Genomic DNA, 20770 nt, shown 5'->3' on the forward strand with positions numbered 1-20770 from the left:
ACAATCTCTGTTTTTAAGGAATCTGGCGGAACCACAGCCGGCGCATGGCGAATCCGGCCGCAAGCAGCAGCAACGCGCCGAGAACGAAAGGGGCGAAACGCTCGTCGTAACGCGTCTGACTCTCGACCTCGACCCGGCTTTTCTCCAAACGGTTGATCTCCTTGTAGATTTCGCGGAGCTTCTCGTTATCGGTAGCGCGGAAATAGCGCCCTCCGGTCTTCTCGGCTATATCGGAGAGTATCTTCTCGTCGATCTCGACCTTCATCGGGACGAAACTGAGGTTTCCCCACATGTCGAGGGCCGGATAGGGAGCCTGTCCCTCGCTGCCGACTCCTATCGTATAGACGCGGATGCCGAGCGTAGAAGCGATGTCGGCCGCCGTCAGCGGAGCGATCTGGCCGCTGTTGTTGACGCCGTCGGTCAGCAGGATCACGACCTTGCTCTTGGCCTGACTTTCGCGCAGCCTGTTCACGGCCGTGGCCAGCCCGTTTCCTATGGCCGTGCCGTCGTCGATCATGCCGCTGCGGACCGTGCCCAAAATATTGAGCAGCGAAGCCTTATCAGTCGTCAGCGGGCTTTGCGTGAAACTTTCCCCGGCGAAAACGACCAGACCGATCCGGTCGTTCGGCCGGTCGGCGATGAAGCTCGCGGCCACCTCCTTGGCGGCCGAAATCCGGTCGGGCTGGAAATCGCGGGCGAGCATGCTGCCCGAAATGTCGAGCGACAGCACGATGTCGATTCCCTCGGTCGTCCGACTCGAATCGCTCTGGGAACTCTGCGGACGGGCCAACGCAACGACCAACAGCGCAACGGCTCCGCAGCGCAACACGAAAGGCATATGCCTCAGATAATAGCGCGCTCCGCGCGGCACGCCCCGAAGCCCCGACACGGTCGAGATGCGCATCGTCGCGCGCCCCTGCCGCAAACGGTAAACGTAATAGGCCGTCATCGGGACGACCAGCGTCAGCAGCCACAGCAGCTTCGGATTGGCAAATCTCACTATATCCACTTACTTTCCGATTTATTCCCGTTCATTACTATCCGTTTTTCCCGACAGCGCGGTTCTGCCTTTCCCGGACTTTCCGCTCCGCCGAGCGCCCTGCGGGAAACGCCCGCCCGAGTCCGAAGCGGCTCCGTCCCGTCCCGATATTTCGTCCTCAGAGAAAGCGTCCTTTTTCTGTCGCACGGAACAGGTTCCCCCCGGCCGAACTACCAGTTTTTGCCCGACCGTCCGACGACTTTCGCCTTCTTCGCGTCGACCTTCTCTTTGGTCTTGTCCTCGCTGCCCTGCACGGCATCGAGCAGACGTTCGGCCTCCTCGCGGCTCATGCCGCCGTCTTGCGGCTGCTTGCCCGAATCCGGACGGGGCTTGTCGCTCGGATCGCTCGGATCGTTCGGATCGTTCGGATCGTTCGGATCGCCGTCCGGATTCCGGTTCGGGTCCTTGTTCGGGTCCCGATTCGGGTCGTCGTTTCGGTTGTTCCGATCGTTATCGTTCTTCCGGTCGTTCTGGTTATTCTGATTATCCCGATTATCCTGATTGTTTTGATTATTCTGATCGTTCTGGTTATTCTGGTTGTTCTGATCGTTCTGGTTGTTCTGATCCCGATCGAGCAGTTTTTTCGTGTAGGCGTAGTTGAACTTGGCCTCCATATCGCCGGGGTTCAGCTTCAGCGAATTTTTGTAAGCCTCGAGGGCTTCCTGCAACTTGCGCTGCTTGAACAGCGCGTTTCCCTGATTGAAAAATGCCTGAGCGGCTTCCTCGCGCCGGGACGGGTCGGCTGCCAGCTGCTGCGCGGCGGAGGCGGCGAGCTTGCCCGCCTCGTCGTAACGTTCCTGCTTATAGAGCGCATCGGACAGATTGAACGTCGCCTCGGGCGAGTCGGGCGTCTTCTCCAAAGCCCGTCGATAGGCCGTTTCGGCCTCGGGATAGGCCCCCTTCTCGTACTGCCGGTTGCCCGAGCGGATCGCGCGGCGCTCGGGATATTTCTGAGCCGCAGCCGCGCCGCAGAAGACGAGCAGCAATACGGTCAAAATCGTTCTTCGTATCATGGCTTCTCCTCCTCCTGCTTTTGCACCGGCTCCAGCTCGGCCGGCGTGTGCTCTACTTCCGTCTCCTTGGTCTGTTCGACGAAATAGTAGGCATCGCTGTACACTTCCTCGTTCCGCTCGGCATCGGCGACGAACTTGGCGAACTTGACAAAGTCGGCCGTCAGCAGGATGTTCTTCAGCCGGTCGGCGGCCTCGCCGCTCAACCGCTGCCGCTCCATCTCGTCGAGAATCTCCTGCGAGGTCAGCTCCATCGCTTTGACGCGATAGCGGTCGCCTATGTAGCGACGCAAAATGTCGGTAATGCCCGTATAATACTGCTTCTGCTTGCCGCTCTGCCACAGCTTCTGGTTGTGCAGCGTCTCAAGCTGACGGATCGCGCACACATGGGGCGGCTCGCCGGGCCGCCGGCCGCCGGGAAGGGCCCGGAGCTCCATCCGGCGCCGAACGAGCAATACGGCCGCAATGACGGCCACAGCCGCCAGCCAGCCCAGTATCAGCCATCCCCGTATCTCGGCGAAACGCAAAGGCGTCCGCAGCGGGGGCTTCACGTCGTGGATCGTTTGCGTCAGCGTATCGACCGGCAGCGTATGAATATCGATCGCCAGCGAATCGCGCGACCAGACCGTGTCGATCAGGTTCTTATCGACCCGCAGCACGGGGAAGCGTCCCATGCGGTAGCGTCCCTCGTCGAAACCGGCCAGCAGATAGCTCTTGCCGAGAGTGATCCGCCTTCCTTCGGCTTTCAGCGTGTCCACGGGACTCTCGGCCAGAATCTCGATGTCGGCCGAATCGCTCAGAAAGCCGTTGAACACGGGAAAGTCGACGACCTCCATCACGTCCTTGTCCACCCGTATGTCCAGACTGAACTGGTCGCCGATCATTACCGAGTCGGCCGAAAAACGGGCCGAGACGACCGGATCGGCCGCCCGGACGGCGGCAGCGCCGAGCGTCAGCGCGGCGAGAGCTCCTATTTTAAGCATATGCAGCATAAACTCGCGTAACGTTTTTCAAAAACAGAAATCGGACGGACGCTACCGCCGTCTGAAAAGCTTCATCAGCGAAGCGACGTAATCCTCGCCGGTAGCGACCGCCACGCTGTCGACCCGGCTGCGCCGCAGCGCCGCCTCGACGACCGACTCGGTGTGCCGCCAGCTCGACGCGTAATGGTCGCGCACGGTCTTGGACGACGTGTCGACCCACACCCGCTCGCCGGTTTCGGCATCGCGCAGCTCGACGATCCCCACGTCGGGCATCTCGGCCTCGCGCCGGTCGTAAACCCGGATGCCGACCAGATCGTGCTTGCCGGAAGCGATCTTCAGCGCATCCTCGAAATCGGCCCGGTCGCCCGTCGTATCGAGAAAATCGGACAGCACGAACGCCGTCGAGCGTTTCTTAAGAACGTTGGTCAGGCAGCGCAGCCCTTCCGCGAGGTCGGTCCCTCCGCTCTCGGGGCGGAACCCTATCAGCTCCTTGATGATCGTCAGCACATGCGAGCGTCCTTTTTTCGGCGGGATGAACTTCTCGACCCTGTCGCTGAAAAAGATGCACCCTACCTTGTCGTTGTTCTGCGCGGCCGAGAAAGCCAGCACGGCGGCGATTTCGGTGATCGTATTTTTCTTGAGACGGTCGGTCGTACCGAACATGCGCGAACCGCTGACGTCCACCAGCAGCATCATCGTCAGTTCGCGTTCCTCCTCGTAGACCTTGATATGAGGTTTCATGCTGCGGGCGGTCACGTTCCAGTCGATGTCGCGGACATCGTCGCCCATGCGGTACTCGCGCACCTCGCTGAAGGCCATGCCCCGGCCCTTGAAGGCGCTGTGGTACTTGCCCGCGAAAATGTCGTTGCTCAGCCCGCGCGTCTTGATCTCGATCCGCCGCACCTGCCGCAGGATCTCGCTGCTGCTTTCCGTCGCTCTGTCCGTCATCTCTCGATCCTCCGTTCAGACTAAGGTACCTCCACGTTGTTCAGTATCTCGGTAATGATCTCCTCCGAAGTGATGTTCTCGGCCTCGGCTTCGTACGTGAGACCGATGCGGTGGCGCAGCACGTCGTGGCAGACGGCCCGCACGTCCTCGGGAATCACGTAGCCGCGCCGCTTGATGAACGCGTAGCTCTTGGCCGCCTTCGCCAGCGAGATGCTCGCGCGGGGCGATCCGCCGTAGGCGATCAGCGAAACGAGATTCGGCAACTTGTACTCGGACGGCTCGCGCGTGGCGAAGATGATGTCGACGATGTACTTCTCGATCTTCTCGTCCATGTAGACGTCGCTCACCACCTCGCGGGCCTTCACGATGTCCTCGGGCGAAATCACCCGGTTGGGCTTCGGCAGCCCGCCGCCGGCCAGATTCAGACGCATGATATCGCGCTCCTCCTGCTTTTTGGGATAGGTGATACGCGCCTTGAGCATGAAACGGTCGACCTGCGCCTCGGGCAGCGGGTAAGTGCCCTCCTGCTCGAGCGGGTTCTGCGTAGCGAGCACCAGAAACGGCTCGGGAAGCCGGTAGGTCGTGTCGCCCAGAGTGACCTGCCGTTCCTGCATCGCCTCGAGCAGCGCGCTCTGCACTTTCGCGGGCGAGCGGTTGATCTCGTCGGCGAGAATGAAGTTCGCGAAAATCGGTCCTTTTCTGACCGAGAACTCCTCGGTCTTCTGACTGTATATCAGCGTACCGAGCAAGTCGGCCGGCAGCAGGTCGGGCGTGAACTGAATCCGGCTGAAACGGGCGTCGACGGCCTGAGCCAGCGTCGTGATGGCCAGCGTCTTGGCCAGTCCCGGAACGCCCTCGAGCAAAATATGCCCGTTCGACAGCAGCCCGATCAGCAGCGTGTCGACCAGATGCTTCTGCCCGACGATCACCTTGCCCATTTCCAGATTCAGCGTGTCGATGAAGACGCTCTCGCGCTCGATCCGCTCGTTGAGTTCCTTGATGTTGATTACCTCGCTCATATTTCGATGATAAGTTACGTTTCTCCGCACATTGGGCGCCTCCCGAAAGAGGCGAAGCGCTTTTTAAACGGCTGAGTCGCAAATTTATTGTAAAAAATTCAATTTCCGTCCCCGGGCAGGGAAAATATCGGCCCGGCGGAGGCGGCCGTACCCGGAAAACTTCGCCGGAGAAGACGCCGTCCTATCCGATTTCGGTTACAATTCGCTACCTTTGCGGCCGTATCATAAGACGTAGCGAAGTGTCCGAATACATCGAAAAGCTCAACGACGTGCAGCGCGAGGCCGTCGTCAACTACCGCTTCCCCTCGCTGATCGTGGCCGGGGCCGGCTCGGGAAAGACCCGGGTGCTCACCTGCCGCATCGCCTACATGCTCGAGCAGGGCGTACCGCCGCAGTCGGTGCTGGCGCTGACCTTCACGAACAAGGCCGCGCGGGAGATGCGCGAGCGGATCGGGCAACTGCTCTCCCCCGCGATGACGCGCGGGCTGTGGATGGGGACTTTCCACTCGATCTTCGCCCGCATTCTCCGGGACGAGTCCGACCGGCTCGGATACCCCCGCTCGTACACGATCTACGACTCGTCCGACGCGAAGAACATGGTCAAGACCGCGATCCGAGAGCTGAACCTGAGCGACGAAACCTACAAGCCCGGCGACATCGCGGCCCGCATCTCGCTGGCCAAGAACAACCTGATCACGCCTTCCGCCTACGAGGCGAACGCCTCCCTGCAGGCCGAAGACCGCGAGCGGAGGCGGCCCCAGTTTCTGGACATCTACAAGCTCTATGCTCGCAAATGCCGCGAAAACGGGGCGATGGACTTCGACGACCTGCTGCTGAACGTCAATATCCTGTTCCGGGACTTCCCCGACGCGCTGGAAAAATACCAGAACCAGTTCGGCTACATTCTGGTCGACGAGTATCAGGACACGAACTTCGCGCAGTACGCGATCATCCGCCGCCTGGCCCAGAACCATGCGAACGTCTGCGTCGTGGGCGACGACGCGCAGAGCATCTATTCGTTCCGAGGCGCGAAGATCGAGAACATCCTGCGCTTCCAGAACGACTTCCCCGACGCGAAGGTCTTCAAGCTCGAGCAGAACTACCGCTCGACGCAGAACATCGTGAACGCCGCGAACAGCATCATCGAGAAGAACACGAAGCAGATCCGCAAGAAGTCGTTCTCGTCGGGCGATCAGGGCGAGAAGATCAAGGTCATCAAGGCCTACACCGACAAGGAGGAAGCCTCGCTGATCGCCTCGGACCTGTACGCCGCCGTGCGCGGCGGAGGCGTGCCCTACAGCGAGACGGCCGTGCTGTATCGCACCAACGCGCAGTCGCGGGCGCTGGAGGAGGCGCTGCGCAACCGGAACATACCCTACAAGATATACGGCGGCGTGTCGTTCTATCAGCGCAAGGAGATCAAGGACCTGCTCGCCTACGTGCGGCTGGTCGTCAACCCGAAGGACGACGAGGCGTTCCGCCGCATCGTCAACACGCCCTCGCGCGGGATCGGCGACGTGACGGTCGGCCGGATCGCTGCAGCCGCCCAAGCGGCCGGAACGAGCCTGTGGGAGGCGGCCAGCACGATGACGCCCGAAAGCATGGAACTCAAGGGTGCGGCGGCGAAGAAGATCAAGGAGTTCGCCGGCATGATCGCCGACCTGTCGGCCATGCGCGCGACGGCCGAGGCTTACGATCTGGGGCTCGAAATCGCCACCCGGTCGGGCATTCTGGGAACCTACAAGATGCAGCAGGTGCCCGAAGCGGTCAGCGCGCTCGAAAACATCGAGGAGTTGCTCAATTCGATCCGCGCCTATACCGACGAGCAGCGCCAGATCGCCGCGAGCGAGGAAGGCGAAGGGGAGACCGGCACGTCGCACGTGACGATCGACGAGTGGCTGCAGAACATCGCGCTGCTGACGGACATGGACAACGAGAAGTCCGAAGACCGCGACCGCGTGACGCTGATGACGGTCCACGGCGCCAAAGGGCTCGAGTTCGAGCACGTCTACGTGGCCGGGCTGGAGGAGAACCTGTTCCCGAGCATGATGAGCCTCGGCACGCCCGAGGGACTCGAGGAGGAGCGCAGGCTGTTCTACGTCGCGCTGACGCGAGCCAAGCGCAGCGCCGTACTGTCGTTCGCCGAGTCGCGCTTCAAGTGGGGCGAGATGACTTTCTGCCGACCGAGCCGTTTTCTGAGCGAAATCGATCCGAAATACCTCGACCTGCAATTCGACCTCGGCGAGGGCGGTCAGAACGAGGACCCGACGCCGCAGAGGCAGGTCCGGACCCGCTTCGCCGAACGCGGACGGAACGCCGAAACGCAGCGCGGAGAATACGGACGGCGCCCCGGCGGTTACGGGCAGCGGCCGGACGCATACGGCGGAGAGACCCGCACGTACTATCCGCCCAAGACGCAGGAGCGCCCGACGCCCCGGCCCGTACCGGCGCCGGGAGGGCGCTTCCGCAGCATGGGCAGCCGTCCGGCCGCAGAGACCGGCGGAGCGGAGCGTGCGGCAGCCGTGCCGTTCGACGGAGACTATGCCGAGGGGATGCTCGTCGAGCATGCCAAGTTCGGCGTCGGCACGGTCACGGCCGTCGAAGAGTGGTCGGGCGACCAGAAGATCACCGTCGAGTTCGGCGGCGCGGGACGCAAGACGCTGCTGCGCAAGTTCGCCAAGCTGACGGTGCTGAAAAAATAAGCGCGGCGAGGCATTTCGGGACGGGAGGAAAGAGGGAACCGGGAAACGAAGCCGGACCGTCCGTCTCCCCCTCCGGATACTCCGAGGCTTCCGAGGCAGGTCCGAAACAAAGCGGGGTACCACCGCTGAGGCTGTACGGAAAAGCGGAGAAAGACCGAAAGGAAACCGGAGAAAAACCCGAGTTCGGCCGAACGGCTCCGGGACTCCCGACAAAGCGGGCACGGCCGGGCCCTCGGGGGAACGGCGGGCGGAGGGAAAATCCTGCGCGCGAAACGGCCGCCGCCGAGCGGCGATACGAAACGGATGACTCGAAACGACCGATTTATAGATAACCGTTAACCATTATGTACGGACTGTTTTTGATCTTGCTGTTCTATCTGCTGGGCTGTCTCGTATCGGCTCTGCTCGACAACTTCATCCCGGGAAGCGTGATCGGGATGATTCTGCTTTTCGGCGCGCTGTCGCTCAAGTGGGTCCGGCCCGGACACGTGAAAAAGGTCTCGACGTTTCTGATCGATCACATGATGTTGTTTTTCATCCCGGTCGGCGTAGGACTGATCACGTCCTACACGCTGCTGAGCCGCTACATGACGGCCATCATCGTCGCCTCGCTCGTCAGCACGGTGCTCGTGATCGCGGCGGTCGGCCTCGTCGAACAGAAACTCGAGTCCAAACGCAGACGGGAGGAGAAGCGATGAACGAGATCATCTATTCGCAGATTTTTCTGCTGACGCTGACCGTAGGCGTCTATCTGGGCGCGGTGCAGTTGCGCCGCCGGGTCAACTGCGCGCTGCTGCATCCGATCCTCGTGTCGGTAGCCGCGCTGATCGCGTTCGTCAAGCTGACCGGCATGCCCTACGAACACTACATGCGCCAGACGCAGATCATCGACTTTCTGCTCGGTCTGTCGGTCGTCGCGCTCGGCTACGTGCTGCACGATCAGATCTACAACATTCGGGGCAACGTGCTCTCGATCGTCATCGCGATCGTCACGGGCAGCGCCGTCGGCATCCTGAGCGTCGCGCTGATCGCGCGCTGGATGGGAGCCGAGCCGGCCGTCGTCGCGTCGCTCGAGCCCAAATCGGTCACGACGGCCATCGCGCTGTCGCTGTCGGCCAACTCGGGCGGCATTCCGGCACTGACGTCCGTCGTCGTGATCGTCGTCGGCGTATTCGGCGGCATCGTAGGACCTTGGGTTCTGCGCAAAGTAGGCGTCGAGAGCCGGATCGCCAAGGGACTGGCGATGGGAGCCGCCGCGCACGCGATGGGCACGGCCCGCGCAATGGAACTCGGCGCCGTCGAGGGAGCGATCAGCGGACTGGCGATCGGCCTGATGGGCGTCGCCACGGCCGTACTGGTTCCGATCCTCGAAAAAATCATCTGAACGAAACGCTCACCCGCATACCGAAACCGGGCCTGCGCCCGTTTAAACTTCAAAATCCGGACATTATGCGCATAGAAGAACGTTACGCCCACATTCTGGACTGGTTCCGGCAGCACATGCCCTCGGCCGAGAGCGAGCTCCGGTACGACAATCCCTACCAATTGCTGGTCGCCGTGATCCTGTCGGCCCAATGCACCGACAAGCGGGTGAACATGACCACGCCGGCTCTGTTCGACCGCTTCCCCACTCCGCAGCACATGGCCGAGGCCGACCCCGAGGAGATATACCCCTACATCAAGAGCATCTCCTACCCGAACAACAAGGCCAAGAACCTCAGCGGCATGGCTCGAATGCTCGTATCGGAGTTCGGCGGCCAGGTCCCCTCCGACATCGACCGGCTGCAGCGTCTGCCCGGAGTCGGGCGCAAGACGGCCAACGTCGTCGCGATCGTCGCGTTCCATCAGTCGGCCATGCCCGTCGACACGCACGTATTCCGCGTATCGGACCGGCTGGGACTCACCACCGGCGCGAAAACGCCGCTGCAGACCGAAATGCAGCTCACGGCACGAATACCCGCCGAGGACCTGCCTGCGGCCCACCACTGGCTGATTCTGCACGGTCGCTACGTCTGCACGGCCCGCAAGCCGCACTGCGAGGCATGCGGACTGAAACCGTGGTGTCGCTACTTCGCGCGGTCCGAGGCAAAAAGTAGCCGGCCGCAGCGCCAATCGCAATAAATTGCTTACCTTTGTAGAGTAACCGCGACCGAACCCTGTTCCGGTCTTCAACCGAACCGCTTACCATGAACATTCGTCAAACGCTGTGGGTCGCGATCTGGGCGGTAGGGATCGCCGGCTGCGCCAAAGGACCGGCCGAGGATTCGCTGCCCGCGCCGGGCAAGCATGCCGATGCGGCAGCCAACCGCTGGATCCATTCTCAGATGAAGGATCAGTACCTCTACAACGACCACATCGCCCGGCTTCGGATCACGACCCAGTCTTACGAACAGAGCTGCGAAAGTTTCTTCCTCAGCCTGCTCTCGTCGTCGCCCGACGACAACGACGGCAAACATACCGAGGGGCGCGACTATTTCTACTCGACGATGGAGCGCAGCAATACGTCGAAAGCGGCCAGTTTCGGCGGCGACTCCTACGGCATCGAGTTCAAGCTGTACGTCTATCCCGATAACGAGAGCTACGGCGCGGCCCGCGTCATGTACGTGGTCGAGGGCTCTCCGGCAGACCGGGCGGGCATCCGCCGGGGAGACTGGATCAGGCAGGTGAACGGGAGCGATATTCCCGTCGGCGGAACGAGCGCGCTGACCAGCGGCGGGAAGACCCGCATGCTCGTGCAACGCATAGCCTACTCCGTACCGGGCCTCGTTTACGATGTCACATGGGAAAAAGAGGTCGTCGTAGATGCAGCCGAGCCGGTCGCCTACAACCCGGTTCTGACCGATACGGTCATCGTGCGCGGCGCGCACCGGATCGGCTATCTGGCCTACACTTCCTTCGATACCGGGCCGCAGGGCCCGTCGGCCGGCGACCACGCCTACGACGAAGCGCTGAAAGCGGTCTTCGCGGAATTCGCACGCAACCGGATCGACGAGCTGGTGCTCGATCTGCGATACAATCCGGGCGGCTATATTTCGTGCTGTCAGCTGCTCAGCAGCCTGATCGCGGGCGAGAGCCGTCTCGGCGAGAGTTTTTGTTACTATCGGTATAATACGGGGCAGGAAACCGAGCTGAAATTTCTGGGCCGGAACGAGGTCGGCGGAGCGACCGTCGACCTGCAAAGACTTTACGTGCTGACCGGTCCGTGGACGGCATCGGCCAGCGAGCTGCTGATCAGCGCGCTGAAGCCTTACATGCCCCTGCGGCTGATCGGCACCCGGACCGAAGGCAAGAACGTGGGCTCGTACGAAATCCGCTCGGATACGTATGCCCTGACGCTGCACCCGATCACGCTCCAACTGCTCAACAAAGAGCATTGGACGGACTATGCGGCAGGATTCATGCCCGACATCTATCTGAACGACGACGCGAATCAGGACCAGATGCGCGAACTGGGAGATCCCGAGGAATACCTGCTGAGCCAAGCGCTGGCCGAGATCGTCGGAAGCGAGAGCGCCGCCTCGAAGGCAGTCGCCGGCTCGTCCGCCGGACCGTTCGGCCCCGTAGCCGACGCTCCTTCGCATTTGAACCGAGTGCAGGGCGCGATCGCGGGAAACGAAGCGCAGAATTAAACGACATCGAAAGGAAAATTAAGGATGAGCATAACCGAAGAGAAACTGAATCTGCTGAGACAAATCATAGGCGGAGCGCCCAAGAAGATCGCTTTGCTGTCGCATACGAATCCCGACGGAGACACGATCGGAGCCGCGTTGGCCTGGCGCTCTTATTTGGAGCGGCTGGGACACACGACATGCTGCATCGCGCCGAACCGCTACCCGTATTTCCTCGAATGGATGACCGACATCGGACACATCGGAGTATTCAAGGAGGATCACGACGGCGCGATGGCCCGCTTCATCGGCGAAGCCGACGTGATCTTCTGCATGGACTTCAACCAGATCAACCGGCTCGACCGGGTAACCGACACGGTAACGGCCAACACGACGGCCGTCCGCGTACTGATCGATCATCACCTGCATCCGCCGGTGGACGGTTATGCCGTCCAGTTCTCGGACACGCACGCCTGCTCGACATCCTACATCGTATACCAGTTGCTCGAAGCGCTGGCCGGGACCGATGCGATCGATCAGGCGATGGCCGAGTCGCTGTACGTGGGCATCATGACCGACACGGGCAATTTCTCGTTCAGCAGCCTGACCTCGGACCTGTTCCGGGCCGTCGCCGTGCTGATCGACAAGGGGGTCAACGTACCTTACGTCAACAGCTCGGTATACAATAATTTTTCCGAGGGCCGGATGCGGCTGCTGGGATACATGCTCAACGACAAGATGGTTACCGACTACGAGTTCGGGGTAGCCTACGTGTCGCTGACCGAAGAGGAGATGCGGCGTTTCGACTTCATACAGGGCGACAGCGAGGGATTCGTCAACTATCCGCTCTCGATCCGGGGCATCCGGATGTCGGCCATGTTCATACAGACCAAGCACAGCATCCGCGTCTCGCTCCGTTCGAGAGGCGAGGTCGACGTCAACGTGTTCGCCCGGCGCTATTTCGACGGCGGGGGGCACCGCAACGCGGCCGGAGGCAAATCGTACGTTCCGATGAACGAAACGCTGGAGAACTTCAGGAAATACCTGAGGGAATACTTCGGAGCCTGAGCGGTCTGCGACCGGCCGCACAATCCGGGCCCGTTTTTCCCGTTACTAAAACCGAGGGCGCGCGAGAAAAGCCTGCCCGCCACCAAACCGAAACGCCATGAAAAAAGCAGCCCTTTTCGCATTGTACGCCGTCTTGCTGTTCGCACTGGTCTTCGGCATCCTGTACGGAGGCGAGACCTGGGTTTTCCACAGGGGAAAACCCGTCGGCTCGATACTCGTCGAGTCGGGCGTGGCCGCCGCCGTGTTCACGATCTTTCTGGCGATGGTCGACCACCGCAGCGAAATGCGCGACGAACGCTGGAAGCGCGAAAGAGAGGAACGGAGAAACCGGCTCGACCGAAAACCGTAAACGGCCGCGAACGCCATGCAGAAGAAATACCGATACCGCCTCGACCGGCGCGGCCGGCGCATCACGGCCGTCGTGACGACTCTCCTCGTCACGGCGTTCGTCGCATTCCACTTCGTCTGGGGCGCGAACTACCTGCCGGCCTGGATGCTCTTTCTGCTGCTCTGCGTCGTCCTGCTCTATATTTTGTCGATCCCGCGCTACGTATCGCTGGACGACACGTCGATCGACATCCATTGCATCGTCGATCTGACCCGCATCCATCTGGAGGACGTCGAGCTGATCCGCCGCATCGAACCGGACGAATTCCGCCGACTATGGCCGCTGTTGGGCAGCTACGGATTCTGGGGCTACTTCGGCTACTATTTCAGCTTCCGGGAGTGGAACCTGTACAAGGTCTACGCCTCCGAGCGCAAGAATCTGGTACTGATCGAAGACATTTACGAAGACACTTTCATCATCAGTTGCGAACAGGCCGACGAGCTGATCACGCTCGTCATCGAGGCACGCGACCGCAAGAGAGCCGAGATCCTCCGCCATACGGGAAAAATACCGGGCGGAGAGAATGTTTTTTAACAGAATGTTTATCTTTGCATTGTCAACATCCGCATTGCGGAGCACGCCGGCGTTTCGCGGCAGCCGTCCGGAGGAGTCGCTTCTCCGGCGAACCGGAATACCGGGCTTCAAAATCTTAAACCCCGTAATATCATGCAGTTTGACATCGAATTGATCCGGGCCGTCTACGGCTCGTTCAGCGAAAAGGTGAAACGCGCGCGCGCCGCCAAAGGCGCTCCGCTGACACTGGCCGAAAAAATCCTGTACGCCCACCTGTTCGACCCCTCGTCGGCCAGACCGTTCCGCCGAGGCGAGGACTATGTGGACTTCCGCCCCGACCGGGTCGCCATGCAGGACGCTACGGCCCAAATGGCTCTGCTGCAATTCATGAACGCCGGCCGCGACCGTTCGGCGGTTCCCGCCTCGGTCCATTGCGACCACCTGATTCTGGCCGACCGGGGCGCATCGGACGACCTGCGGGCGGCCAACGAGTCGAATCGCGAGGTGTACGACTTCCTTCGCAGCGTGGCGAACCGCTACGGACTCGGATTCTGGCGCCCGGGAGCGGGCATCATCCACCAAGTCGTGCTCGAAAATTACGCTTTCCCGGGCGGCATGATGATCGGGACCGATTCGCACACGCCGAATGCCGGAGGACTGGGCATGATCGCGATCGGCGTCGGCGGAGCCGACGCCGTGGACGTGATGGCCGGCATGCCTTGGGAACTGAAGATGCCGAAGATCATCGGCGTACGTCTTTCGGGCAAGCTGAGCGGTTGGGCCTCGCCCAAGGACGTGATCCTGAAGCTCGCCGGCCTGCTGACCGTCAAGGGCGGTACGAATGCCGTGATCGAGTACTTCGGCGAAGGAACGGCCTCGCTTTCGGCTACGGGCAAGGCGACGATCTGTAACATGGGCGCCGAGGTCGGGGCAACGACCTCGCTGTTTCCTTACGACGAGGCGATGGCCCGCTACCTGCGCGCCACCGGGCGCGAGGAGGTAGCCTCGCTGGCCGATCGGATCGCCTCCGACCTGATCCCGGATGCCGAAACGGCAGCCGACGCCGCGAAATATTACGACCGGGTGATCGACATCGACCTGTCGGCGCTCGAGCCTCATATCAACGGGCCGTTCACGCCCGACGCAGCGCACACGATCTCCGATTTCGGAGCGGTCGTGCGCGAAAAGGGCTATCCCCGGCAAATGGAAGTGGGACTGATCGGCTCGTGCACGAACTCTTCCTATCAGGACCTGAGCCGCGCGGCCAGCGTCGCCCGGCAAGCCAAAGCGAAAGGGTTGAAGGCAAAAGCCAAGCTGATTATCAATCCCGGATCGGAGCAGGTCCGCCAAACGGCCGAGCGCGACGGGTTGCTGGACGATCTGCTGGCGATCGGCGGCACGGTGATGACCAATGCCTGCGGGCCGTGCATCGGCCAGTGGGACCGCCATGCGGAAGACAACGAGCGTCCGAACTCGATCGTCACGTCGTTCAACCGCAACTTCGCCAAGCGGGCCGACGGCAATCCGAACACGCATGCTTTCGTCGCATCGCCCGAGCTGGTCGTCGCGCTGACGATCGCCGGCGACCTGACGTTCAACCCGTTGCGCGACGAGCTGATAAACGAGTCGGGCCGGCCCGTCAGGCTCGACGAGCCCCGGGGCGACGAACTGCCTGCGGCAGGGTTCGAAGTGAAAGACAACGGTTATGCCGCGCCCGACCCGTCGCTGGCGACGGAAGTCGTCATAGCGCCCGGCTCGCAGCGCCTGCAGCGCCTCGCCCCGTTCGCCCCTTGGGACGGCCGGGAGCTCGAAGGGCTACGCCTGCTGATTCAGGCCTCGGGCAAATGCACGACGGACCACATCTCGATGGCCGGCCCGTGGCTCCGGTTCCGAGGCCATCTCGAAAACATTTCGGACAACCTGCTGATGGGAGCCGTCAACCGTTTCAACGGACGGACGAACTCGGTGCTCAATACGCTCGACGGCAGCTACGCGAGCGTCTCGTCGGTAGCCAAAGGATACAAGGAACAGGGCATCGGTTCGATCGTCGTGGCCGAGGAAAACTACGGCGAAGGCTCGTCGCGCGAGCACGCGGCCTTGGAACCCCGCTTCCTGAACGTCCGGGCCGTGCTGGTCAAGTCGTTCGCCCGCATTCACGAAACGAACCTGAAAAAGCAAGGCATGCTCGCGCTGACGTTCGTCGATCCGTCCGATTACGACCGTATCCGCGAAGACGACCGCATCTCGATCACGGGCCTGCGCTCGTTCGCTCCGGGCAGCCGCATGACCGTCACGCTGCTCCACAGCGACGGCACGAGCGAAAGCTTCGAGGCCGCGCACACGTACAACGAGCAGCAAATAGGATGGTTCAAGGCCGGATCGGCCCTGAACGTCAAAGCCTGAGCAAGGTTTGGAACAACCGGCACGCCGCATTCCGGTTGTCCGGCCTAAAGAAAGGCGACTATATACTTCAACGTACCCGGATACTCGCACCCGAAGCTTCCACTGTTAGCCGCAGGTCGCGTATCCGATTAGGTCTCTACTACAAAATTCCCCGGAGAAGGATTTCAGGCGTAAAAACCGGAAACGGAGAACTCGAAAGTCGGTATGGCAAAGTATATAATCGGGCAAAGAAATGTGATCAAAAAAACGAAAACATGATTAAGCGACGCGTTAGCGCGTCGCTTTTCATACAAGCCTATTTTCCCCAAGCGTCATCCGTCGGCCGCACCCGTTTACCGGCCGTTCTTATCTCCGGCACGAAATTCTCGGGACAAGAGAAAACCTCCGTTCCGACCCTCTTTCTACTCGGGAAATTCCATAACAACTGCACACTCAGCCTTATGCTACCACTATATCCTGATTACGGGCAAGGACTGGGCATCACTACCCTCTTTCCGCTCGGAGCTTCTGTTGGAATTGTTTTCGAATAGAACGGAATACGCACCGAATCGATGCCCTCATTTGCCGGGATAAAACGAACCGCCCCGAAGCAGTTCGATAAAACGAAATAGTCAACCCTCATCCTCGCCATTCGGACGATCCGCAGCACAACCGCGACAAAACGGATGGCTCCACTCAGAAAAGGCGCCTCACCCGGATACCGGACATAACAACAGACCGGAGCGAGTATCGTCCGAAGACCGCATTCTGTTCGAGTTGTCAATTTCCTCCCCGCAGCTATAAGGCTCCATACTCTGCAGCTATTTAGTTCCCGAAGTTTCCTTCGGATTCGACAGTCAGAGCCCGCGCTATCCCCGCACATGCACAGGGATGGCGCGCCCTCGCACATTCCATATAATCCGAACGCTCTGCCAGCAAGATTGGTTCCGGTCATCGGTTCTCCGGTCCATAACAAATCCTGCTCTCCCCGGCAAAAACCGTCCTGAAAAACAGTTTCTTCCTCCTGTCATAGCGACGAAAACAACACGAAAAAGTCCGCCACCGGGGCGGACTTTTTCGAAAATATTCTATGCTATGTCTGTCTTACAAAGCGAGGAATTCGCTCGTTCCGAACAGCTTGGCAAATTCGACATCGTTCACGGCCTGATCCTTCATCGAGGGATCCTTGGCTACGGCGCTCTTGAGGTTCGACATGGCAGCGCTCGAGTTACCCTCGCGCATAGCGATGACAGCCTTCAGATAATCGGCATCGGCCGAGTTCTCGCCGGCCAGAATCGACTTGGCCTTGGACAAGTTGCCGTTCAGCACTTCGGCCACGGCCAGATCGTAGCCCGACAGCGTCTTGGCAGCCTCGGCATAGTTGCCCTCGGCCAGATTTACCAGACCCATGTTGGCTTTCGAATCGGCGGTGTTCAGAGCCGACAGGTACTTCTGTGCGGTAGCCAGATCACCGTTCATCAGCGCCACTACGCCCAGATTGTTCGTGATAGCGGCATCCTTGCTCATGGCGGCAGCCTTGTCGAGCTGAGCCTTAGCCTGTGCCAGCTTGCCTTCCTTGGCGAGGATCACGCCGGCATTGTTGTAACCGCGAACGCTGTTATACTTGCTGGCGGCAGCCTCGTATGCTTTCAGCTTGGCGGCGTTGTCGTCGGTCAGCGTAGCGGCATACAGCATCTCCTCCTCGCTCAGAACGTCGATATTCTTGGCAGCGGCCTCCTTGATTTCGGCGTCGGTGCGACCTTCGATATCCACGTCGGCGATCAGCTTCGTACGGCGCAGCTGAGGCAGAATCTCCTTAGCCAGCACTTCGAACACAGCCGTCATGCTCTTGATCTCCTCGTCGCGCTTTACAGGGTTGTCCTGCATAGCCAGCACCTGAAGAATCAGATCCTTGTCTTCGATGTCCGATGCGGAAACCAGTTCCTTGAAGCCTTCCCAGTCCTCACCGTAAGCGGCGATGTCGTATTTCGGGTTAACGCTCGAGAGCTTCTTGGCGATCGCTTCCTGACCGCTCTCGCTACGCTTCTTCGAGAGCTCGTCGTTGAACTTCACCGGACCGTCGGGCGATGCATAACCCTTGGCATATACGTTGCCCAGCGTTGCGCGATCCTTGTTGGAATACTCTTTCACGAAGTCCTCGAACATCTTGACCTGCTCTTTGGTCAGCTCGCCCGGACGCACGTTGGAACGGTTGATCTGATACATGATATCGGCATCCTTGGTGATCGTCGTCACGCGCTTGAAGTTGTCGGGCATGATCGTCAGGTAAGCGGCGTTGTCGGCCAGCAGCTGCACGGTGCTAACGCCCTCGGCAACGGGAATGGCAGCGAACGGCAGGAACTGTTTGCGTTTCTTGCCGCAGTTCTTCGAGCACTTGGACTCGATGCGCAACTCCAGCGTCGAAATCTTCGCACGCTTGTCATAGGGAATCGATACGCTCTGGGTGTACGAACCTCCCTGCTTGTACGAGATCACCTCGTAGTTGTCCTTCACCTTCTCGCCCTGAACGAACTTCGGAGTACCGGCGATTTCGCCGCCCTCGAATACGAGTACCGGCGTGATCTTCAGTACGGCCCGTTTGTTGAAATATTTGGCGGGGAAGTTTACTTTGATGTCCGTCACGGCGTTATTGCCCTTGAGAGTAACAACGGCAGGCGTAGCGGAAACATCGATTCTGTCCACTTTTTTCAACATCTTGTTGTAGCAGTTACAGCTGGCAAGCAGAACTGCTAAAGAAGCGAGCATGAAACTTTTTACAAACCTTTTCATAATCAATGCTTTAAAGTTAATTAGTTTTATTCCTACTTTTTAATTCGTTCGTTTTCAAAGGCATAGTTGAGTCTCACAAAAATAAGAATATATTTTAAATTACAATAGAAAAATAATTTATTTTTGGCACTTCCCCTTTTGCGGACTCGGCTTGCTCCCTTCTTCTCGGACTGTCTACTCTTTCTTGCCGTTCAACAACGCTTTGCGAGAGAGTTTCAACTTTCCGTTTTTCGGATCGAGACCGATCAGTTTGACCTCGATCATATCGCCCTCTTTAAGCCCGGTCTGCTCCATCGTCTCGAAACGCCTGTTGGCAATTTCGGATATGTGCAGCAGCCCGTCTTTTCCCGGCAGAATCTCGACGAACGCGCCGAAAGCCACGATCGAGCGGATCTTACCTTTGTATACCTCGCCGACCTCGGGCATCGCCACGATTCCCTTGATACGAGCCAAGGCAGCCTCCAGCGCATCCTTGTTCTCGCCGAAAATATCGACGAAGCCCTTGTTGTCCTTCTCGGTGATCGTAATCGTCGTACCGGTGCTCTTCTGAATTTCCTGAATCACCTTGCCGCCCGGACCGATCACCGCGCCGATGAAATCCTGCGGAATGATGATCTGCTCGATGCGCGGCACATGCGGTTTGAACTCCGGCCTCGGAGCAGGAATCGTCTCAAGTATCTTGCCAAGAATATGTAAGCGGCCCTGCTTGGCCTGCTCGAGCGCCTTGGCAAGCACCTCGTACGACAAGCCGTCGACCTTGATGTCCATCTGGGTCGCGGTAATACCGTCCTTGGTTCCGGTCACCTTGAAGTCCATGTCGCCCAGATGATCTTCGTCGCCCAGAATATCGGAGAGCACGGCGTACTTGCCCGTCTTCGTATCGGTAATCAGCCCCATCGCTATGCCCGAAACGGGCTTCTTGAGCTTTACGCCGGCATCCATCAGCGCCAGCGTGCCGGCGCAAACGGTAGCCATCGACGACGAGCCGTTCGACTCGAGAATGTCCGATACCACGCGGACGGCATAGGGGTTCTCCTCTCCGACGGGGACCATCGGCTTGAGCGCGCGCCAAGCCAGGTTGCCATGACCGATCTCGCGGCGCGAAAGCCCGCGCGCGGGACGCGCCTCTCCGGTCGAGAACGGAGGGAAGTTATAGTGCAGCACGAACTGCTCGGTTCCCTGAACCAGCACGTCGTCGATCTGCTTTTCGTCCATTTTCGTGCCGAGCGTTACGGTCGTCAGCGACTGCGTTTCGCCCCGGGTGAAAATCGCCGAACCGTGAGCTCCCGGCAGATAATCGATCTCGCACCAGATCGGGCGAATTTCGTCCGTACGACGGCCGTCGAGACGAATTCCCTCGTCGAGGATCATGTTGCGCATCGCCTTTTTCAGCACGTCGTCGTGGAAATAGCGCTTGATCAGCATTTTCTTCTCGGCGAGCTCTTCTTCGCTGAAACGAGCCTCGAACTCGGCTTCCAACGCGTCGAAACGGTCCATTCGCTCGTGCTTGGAGGTCATGGCCTTGGCGATCTCGTAAGCCTTGTCGTAAGTAGCCTCGATTACCTGACGACGCAGCTCCTCGTCGTTGGTCTCATGGCAGTAAACGCGCTTGACATCCTTGCCGAGCTCCTTGCTCAGTTCGATCTGAGCGGCGCAGTGTTTCTTGATCTCCTCGTGGGCGAACTTGATCGCATCGAGCATCACGGCCTCGGAAACCTCTTTCATCTCGCCTTCGACCATCAGGATGTTGTCGATCGTCGCCCCGACCATGATGTCGAGATCGGAATCGACGTTCTGCGAGAAGGTAGGATTGATCACGAACTCGCCGTTGATGCGGGCCACCCTCACCTCGGAAATCGGGCCGCCGAACGGCACGTCCGACACGGCCAGCGCCGCCGACGCGGCCAGGCCGGCCAACGCGTCGGGCATAATATCCTTGTCGGCCGAAATCAAATTGACCGTCACGAAAACCTCGGCATGGAAATCCGAGGGAAACAGCGGACGCAAAGCGCGGTCGATCAGACGCGACACGAGAATCTCGTAGTCCGACGGACGGGCCTCGCGTTTGAGGAAGCCGCCCGGGAAGCGTCCGCAGGAAGCGTATTTCTCCTTGTACTCGACCGACAGCGGCATGAAGTCGCAGTCGTCCTTGGGTTCTTTGGCGGCGGTCACCGTGGCGAGCAGCATCGTGTTGCCCTGCTTCACGACGACCGAACCGTCGGCCTGCTTGGCCAGTTTTCCGGTTTCGATGATTATCTCGCGGTCCCCGCTCAATGGAATCACCTTTCGTGTTGCGTTGTAATACATTATTTCAATTCTC

Annotated in this window: 16 protein-coding genes; 9 read left to right on the forward strand and 7 right to left on the reverse strand. The window is 60.0% G+C overall.

What is annotated here, in order from left to right; all coding sequences use genetic code 11:
• Positions 1-13 precede the first annotated feature (13 nt).
• From NQ491_RS04815 to NQ491_RS04835, 5 genes are all read right to left on the reverse strand, one after another.
• A complete protein-coding gene (locus NQ491_RS04815; protein WP_026089733.1) occupies positions 14-1000 on the reverse strand; it encodes a vWA domain-containing protein in 987 nt (328 codons plus the stop codon).
• A 209-nt stretch (positions 1001-1209) separates the two neighbouring features.
• The gene (locus tag NQ491_RS04820) at positions 1210-2052 is read right to left on the reverse strand and encodes a tetratricopeptide repeat protein (protein ID WP_051013000.1); all 843 of its coding nucleotides are present in this window, start codon (positions 2050-2052) and stop codon (positions 1210-1212) included.
• Complete coding sequence (locus tag NQ491_RS04825; RefSeq protein ID WP_019246462.1) at positions 2049-3041, reverse strand: hypothetical protein; 993 nt, start codon at positions 3039-3041, stop codon at positions 2049-2051. The genes NQ491_RS04820 and NQ491_RS04825 overlap by 4 nt, the downstream gene beginning before the upstream one ends.
• A 42-nt stretch (positions 3042-3083) precedes the next feature.
• A complete protein-coding gene (locus tag NQ491_RS04830; protein WP_019246463.1) occupies positions 3084-3980 on the reverse strand; it encodes a DUF58 domain-containing protein in 897 nt (298 codons plus the stop codon).
• A gap of 20 nt (positions 3981-4000) precedes the next feature.
• Positions 4001-4999, reverse strand: a complete 999-nt coding sequence (locus NQ491_RS04835; protein WP_019246464.1) for an AAA family ATPase — start codon at positions 4997-4999, stop codon at positions 4001-4003.
• A gap of 239 nt (positions 5000-5238) precedes the next feature.
• Here NQ491_RS04835 and NQ491_RS04840 point away from each other — a divergent pair, with 239 nt between their 5' ends.
• The 9 genes from NQ491_RS04840 (at position 5239) to NQ491_RS04880 (ending at position 15681) form a co-directional block, all read left to right on the forward strand.
• Positions 5239-7701, forward strand: a complete 2463-nt coding sequence (locus tag NQ491_RS04840; RefSeq protein ID WP_019246465.1) for an ATP-dependent helicase — start codon at positions 5239-5241, stop codon at positions 7699-7701.
• 344 nt (positions 7702-8045) lie between these two features.
• A complete protein-coding gene (locus NQ491_RS04845; protein WP_019246466.1) occupies positions 8046-8399 on the forward strand; it encodes a CidA/LrgA family protein in 354 nt (117 codons plus the stop codon).
• Positions 8396-9085 carry an LrgB family protein gene (locus NQ491_RS04850; protein ID WP_019246467.1) on the forward strand — a complete coding sequence of 230 codons (690 nt, stop codon included), beginning with the start codon at positions 8396-8398 and terminating at the stop codon, positions 9083-9085. Before NQ491_RS04845 ends, NQ491_RS04850 begins: the two co-directional genes overlap by 4 nt.
• 65 nt (positions 9086-9150) lie before the next feature.
• The gene (gene nth, locus NQ491_RS04855) at positions 9151-9822 is read left to right on the forward strand and encodes an endonuclease III (RefSeq protein WP_019246468.1); all 672 of its coding nucleotides are present in this window, start codon (positions 9151-9153) and stop codon (positions 9820-9822) included.
• A 65-nt stretch (positions 9823-9887) separates the two neighbouring features.
• On the forward strand, positions 9888-11330 hold the full coding sequence (locus NQ491_RS04860) for a S41 family peptidase (RefSeq protein ID WP_019246469.1): 1443 nt from the start codon (positions 9888-9890) through the stop codon (positions 11328-11330).
• Between the two features lie 24 nt (positions 11331-11354).
• Positions 11355-12377 (forward strand): DHH family phosphoesterase, encoded by a 1023-nt coding sequence (locus NQ491_RS04865; RefSeq protein WP_019246470.1) that lies wholly within the window; start codon positions 11355-11357, stop codon positions 12375-12377.
• Between the two features lie 97 nt (positions 12378-12474).
• Positions 12475-12726, forward strand: a complete 252-nt coding sequence (locus NQ491_RS04870) for a hypothetical protein (protein ID WP_019246471.1) — start codon at positions 12475-12477, stop codon at positions 12724-12726.
• A 15-nt stretch (positions 12727-12741) separates the two neighbouring features.
• Entirely contained in the window at positions 12742-13299 is a 558-nt protein-coding gene (locus NQ491_RS04875) for a PH domain-containing protein (RefSeq protein WP_019246472.1), read from the forward strand.
• A gap of 132 nt (positions 13300-13431) precedes the next feature.
• Complete coding sequence (locus NQ491_RS04880; RefSeq protein ID WP_026089736.1) at positions 13432-15681, forward strand: aconitate hydratase; 2250 nt, start codon at positions 13432-13434, stop codon at positions 15679-15681.
• Between the two features lie 1083 nt (positions 15682-16764).
• Here the strand turns inward: NQ491_RS04880 and NQ491_RS04885 are convergent.
• Both NQ491_RS04885 and pnp read right to left on the reverse strand, forming a co-directional pair.
• Complete coding sequence (locus NQ491_RS04885) at positions 16765-18450, reverse strand: hypothetical protein (RefSeq protein ID WP_026089737.1); 1686 nt, start codon at positions 18448-18450, stop codon at positions 16765-16767.
• Positions 18451-18624: 174 nt separating this feature from the next.
• Positions 18625-20757, reverse strand: a complete 2133-nt coding sequence (gene pnp, locus NQ491_RS04890) for a polyribonucleotide nucleotidyltransferase (RefSeq protein WP_019246476.1) — start codon at positions 20755-20757, stop codon at positions 18625-18627.
• Between the last annotated feature and the right edge of the window lie 13 nt (positions 20758-20770).

The organism is Alistipes ihumii AP11 (genome assembly GCF_025144665.1).
GTDB lineage: Bacteria > Bacteroidota > Bacteroidia > Bacteroidales > Rikenellaceae > Alistipes_A > Alistipes_A ihumii.

Coding starts and splice junctions, on each gene's coding strand:
- pnp (WP_019246476.1), bottom strand. CDS start 20,757: ATGTATTACAACGCAACACGAAAGGTGATTCCATTGAGCGGGGACCGC.
- NQ491_RS04875 (WP_019246472.1), top strand. CDS start 12,742: ATGCAGAAGAAATACCGATACCGCCTCGACCGGCGCGGCCGGCGCATC.
- NQ491_RS04870 (WP_019246471.1), top strand. CDS start 12,475: ATGAAAAAAGCAGCCCTTTTCGCATTGTACGCCGTCTTGCTGTTCGCA.
- NQ491_RS04865 (WP_019246470.1), top strand. CDS start 11,355: ATGAGCATAACCGAAGAGAAACTGAATCTGCTGAGACAAATCATAGGC.
- NQ491_RS04860 (WP_019246469.1), top strand. CDS start 9,888: ATGAACATTCGTCAAACGCTGTGGGTCGCGATCTGGGCGGTAGGGATC.
- NQ491_RS04850 (WP_019246467.1), top strand. CDS start 8,396: ATGAACGAGATCATCTATTCGCAGATTTTTCTGCTGACGCTGACCGTA.
- NQ491_RS04885 (WP_026089737.1), bottom strand. CDS start 18,450: ATGAAAAGGTTTGTAAAAAGTTTCATGCTCGCTTCTTTAGCAGTTCTG.
- NQ491_RS04825 (WP_019246462.1), bottom strand. CDS start 3,041: ATGCTGCATATGCTTAAAATAGGAGCTCTCGCCGCGCTGACGCTCGGC.
- NQ491_RS04820 (WP_051013000.1), bottom strand. CDS start 2,052: ATGATACGAAGAACGATTTTGACCGTATTGCTGCTCGTCTTCTGCGGC.
- NQ491_RS04835 (WP_019246464.1), bottom strand. CDS start 4,999: ATGAGCGAGGTAATCAACATCAAGGAACTCAACGAGCGGATCGAGCGC.
- nth (WP_019246468.1), top strand. CDS start 9,151: ATGCGCATAGAAGAACGTTACGCCCACATTCTGGACTGGTTCCGGCAG.
- NQ491_RS04845 (WP_019246466.1), top strand. CDS start 8,046: ATGTACGGACTGTTTTTGATCTTGCTGTTCTATCTGCTGGGCTGTCTC.
- NQ491_RS04830 (WP_019246463.1), bottom strand. CDS start 3,980: ATGACGGACAGAGCGACGGAAAGCAGCAGCGAGATCCTGCGGCAGGTG.
- NQ491_RS04880 (WP_026089736.1), top strand. CDS start 13,432: ATGCAGTTTGACATCGAATTGATCCGGGCCGTCTACGGCTCGTTCAGC.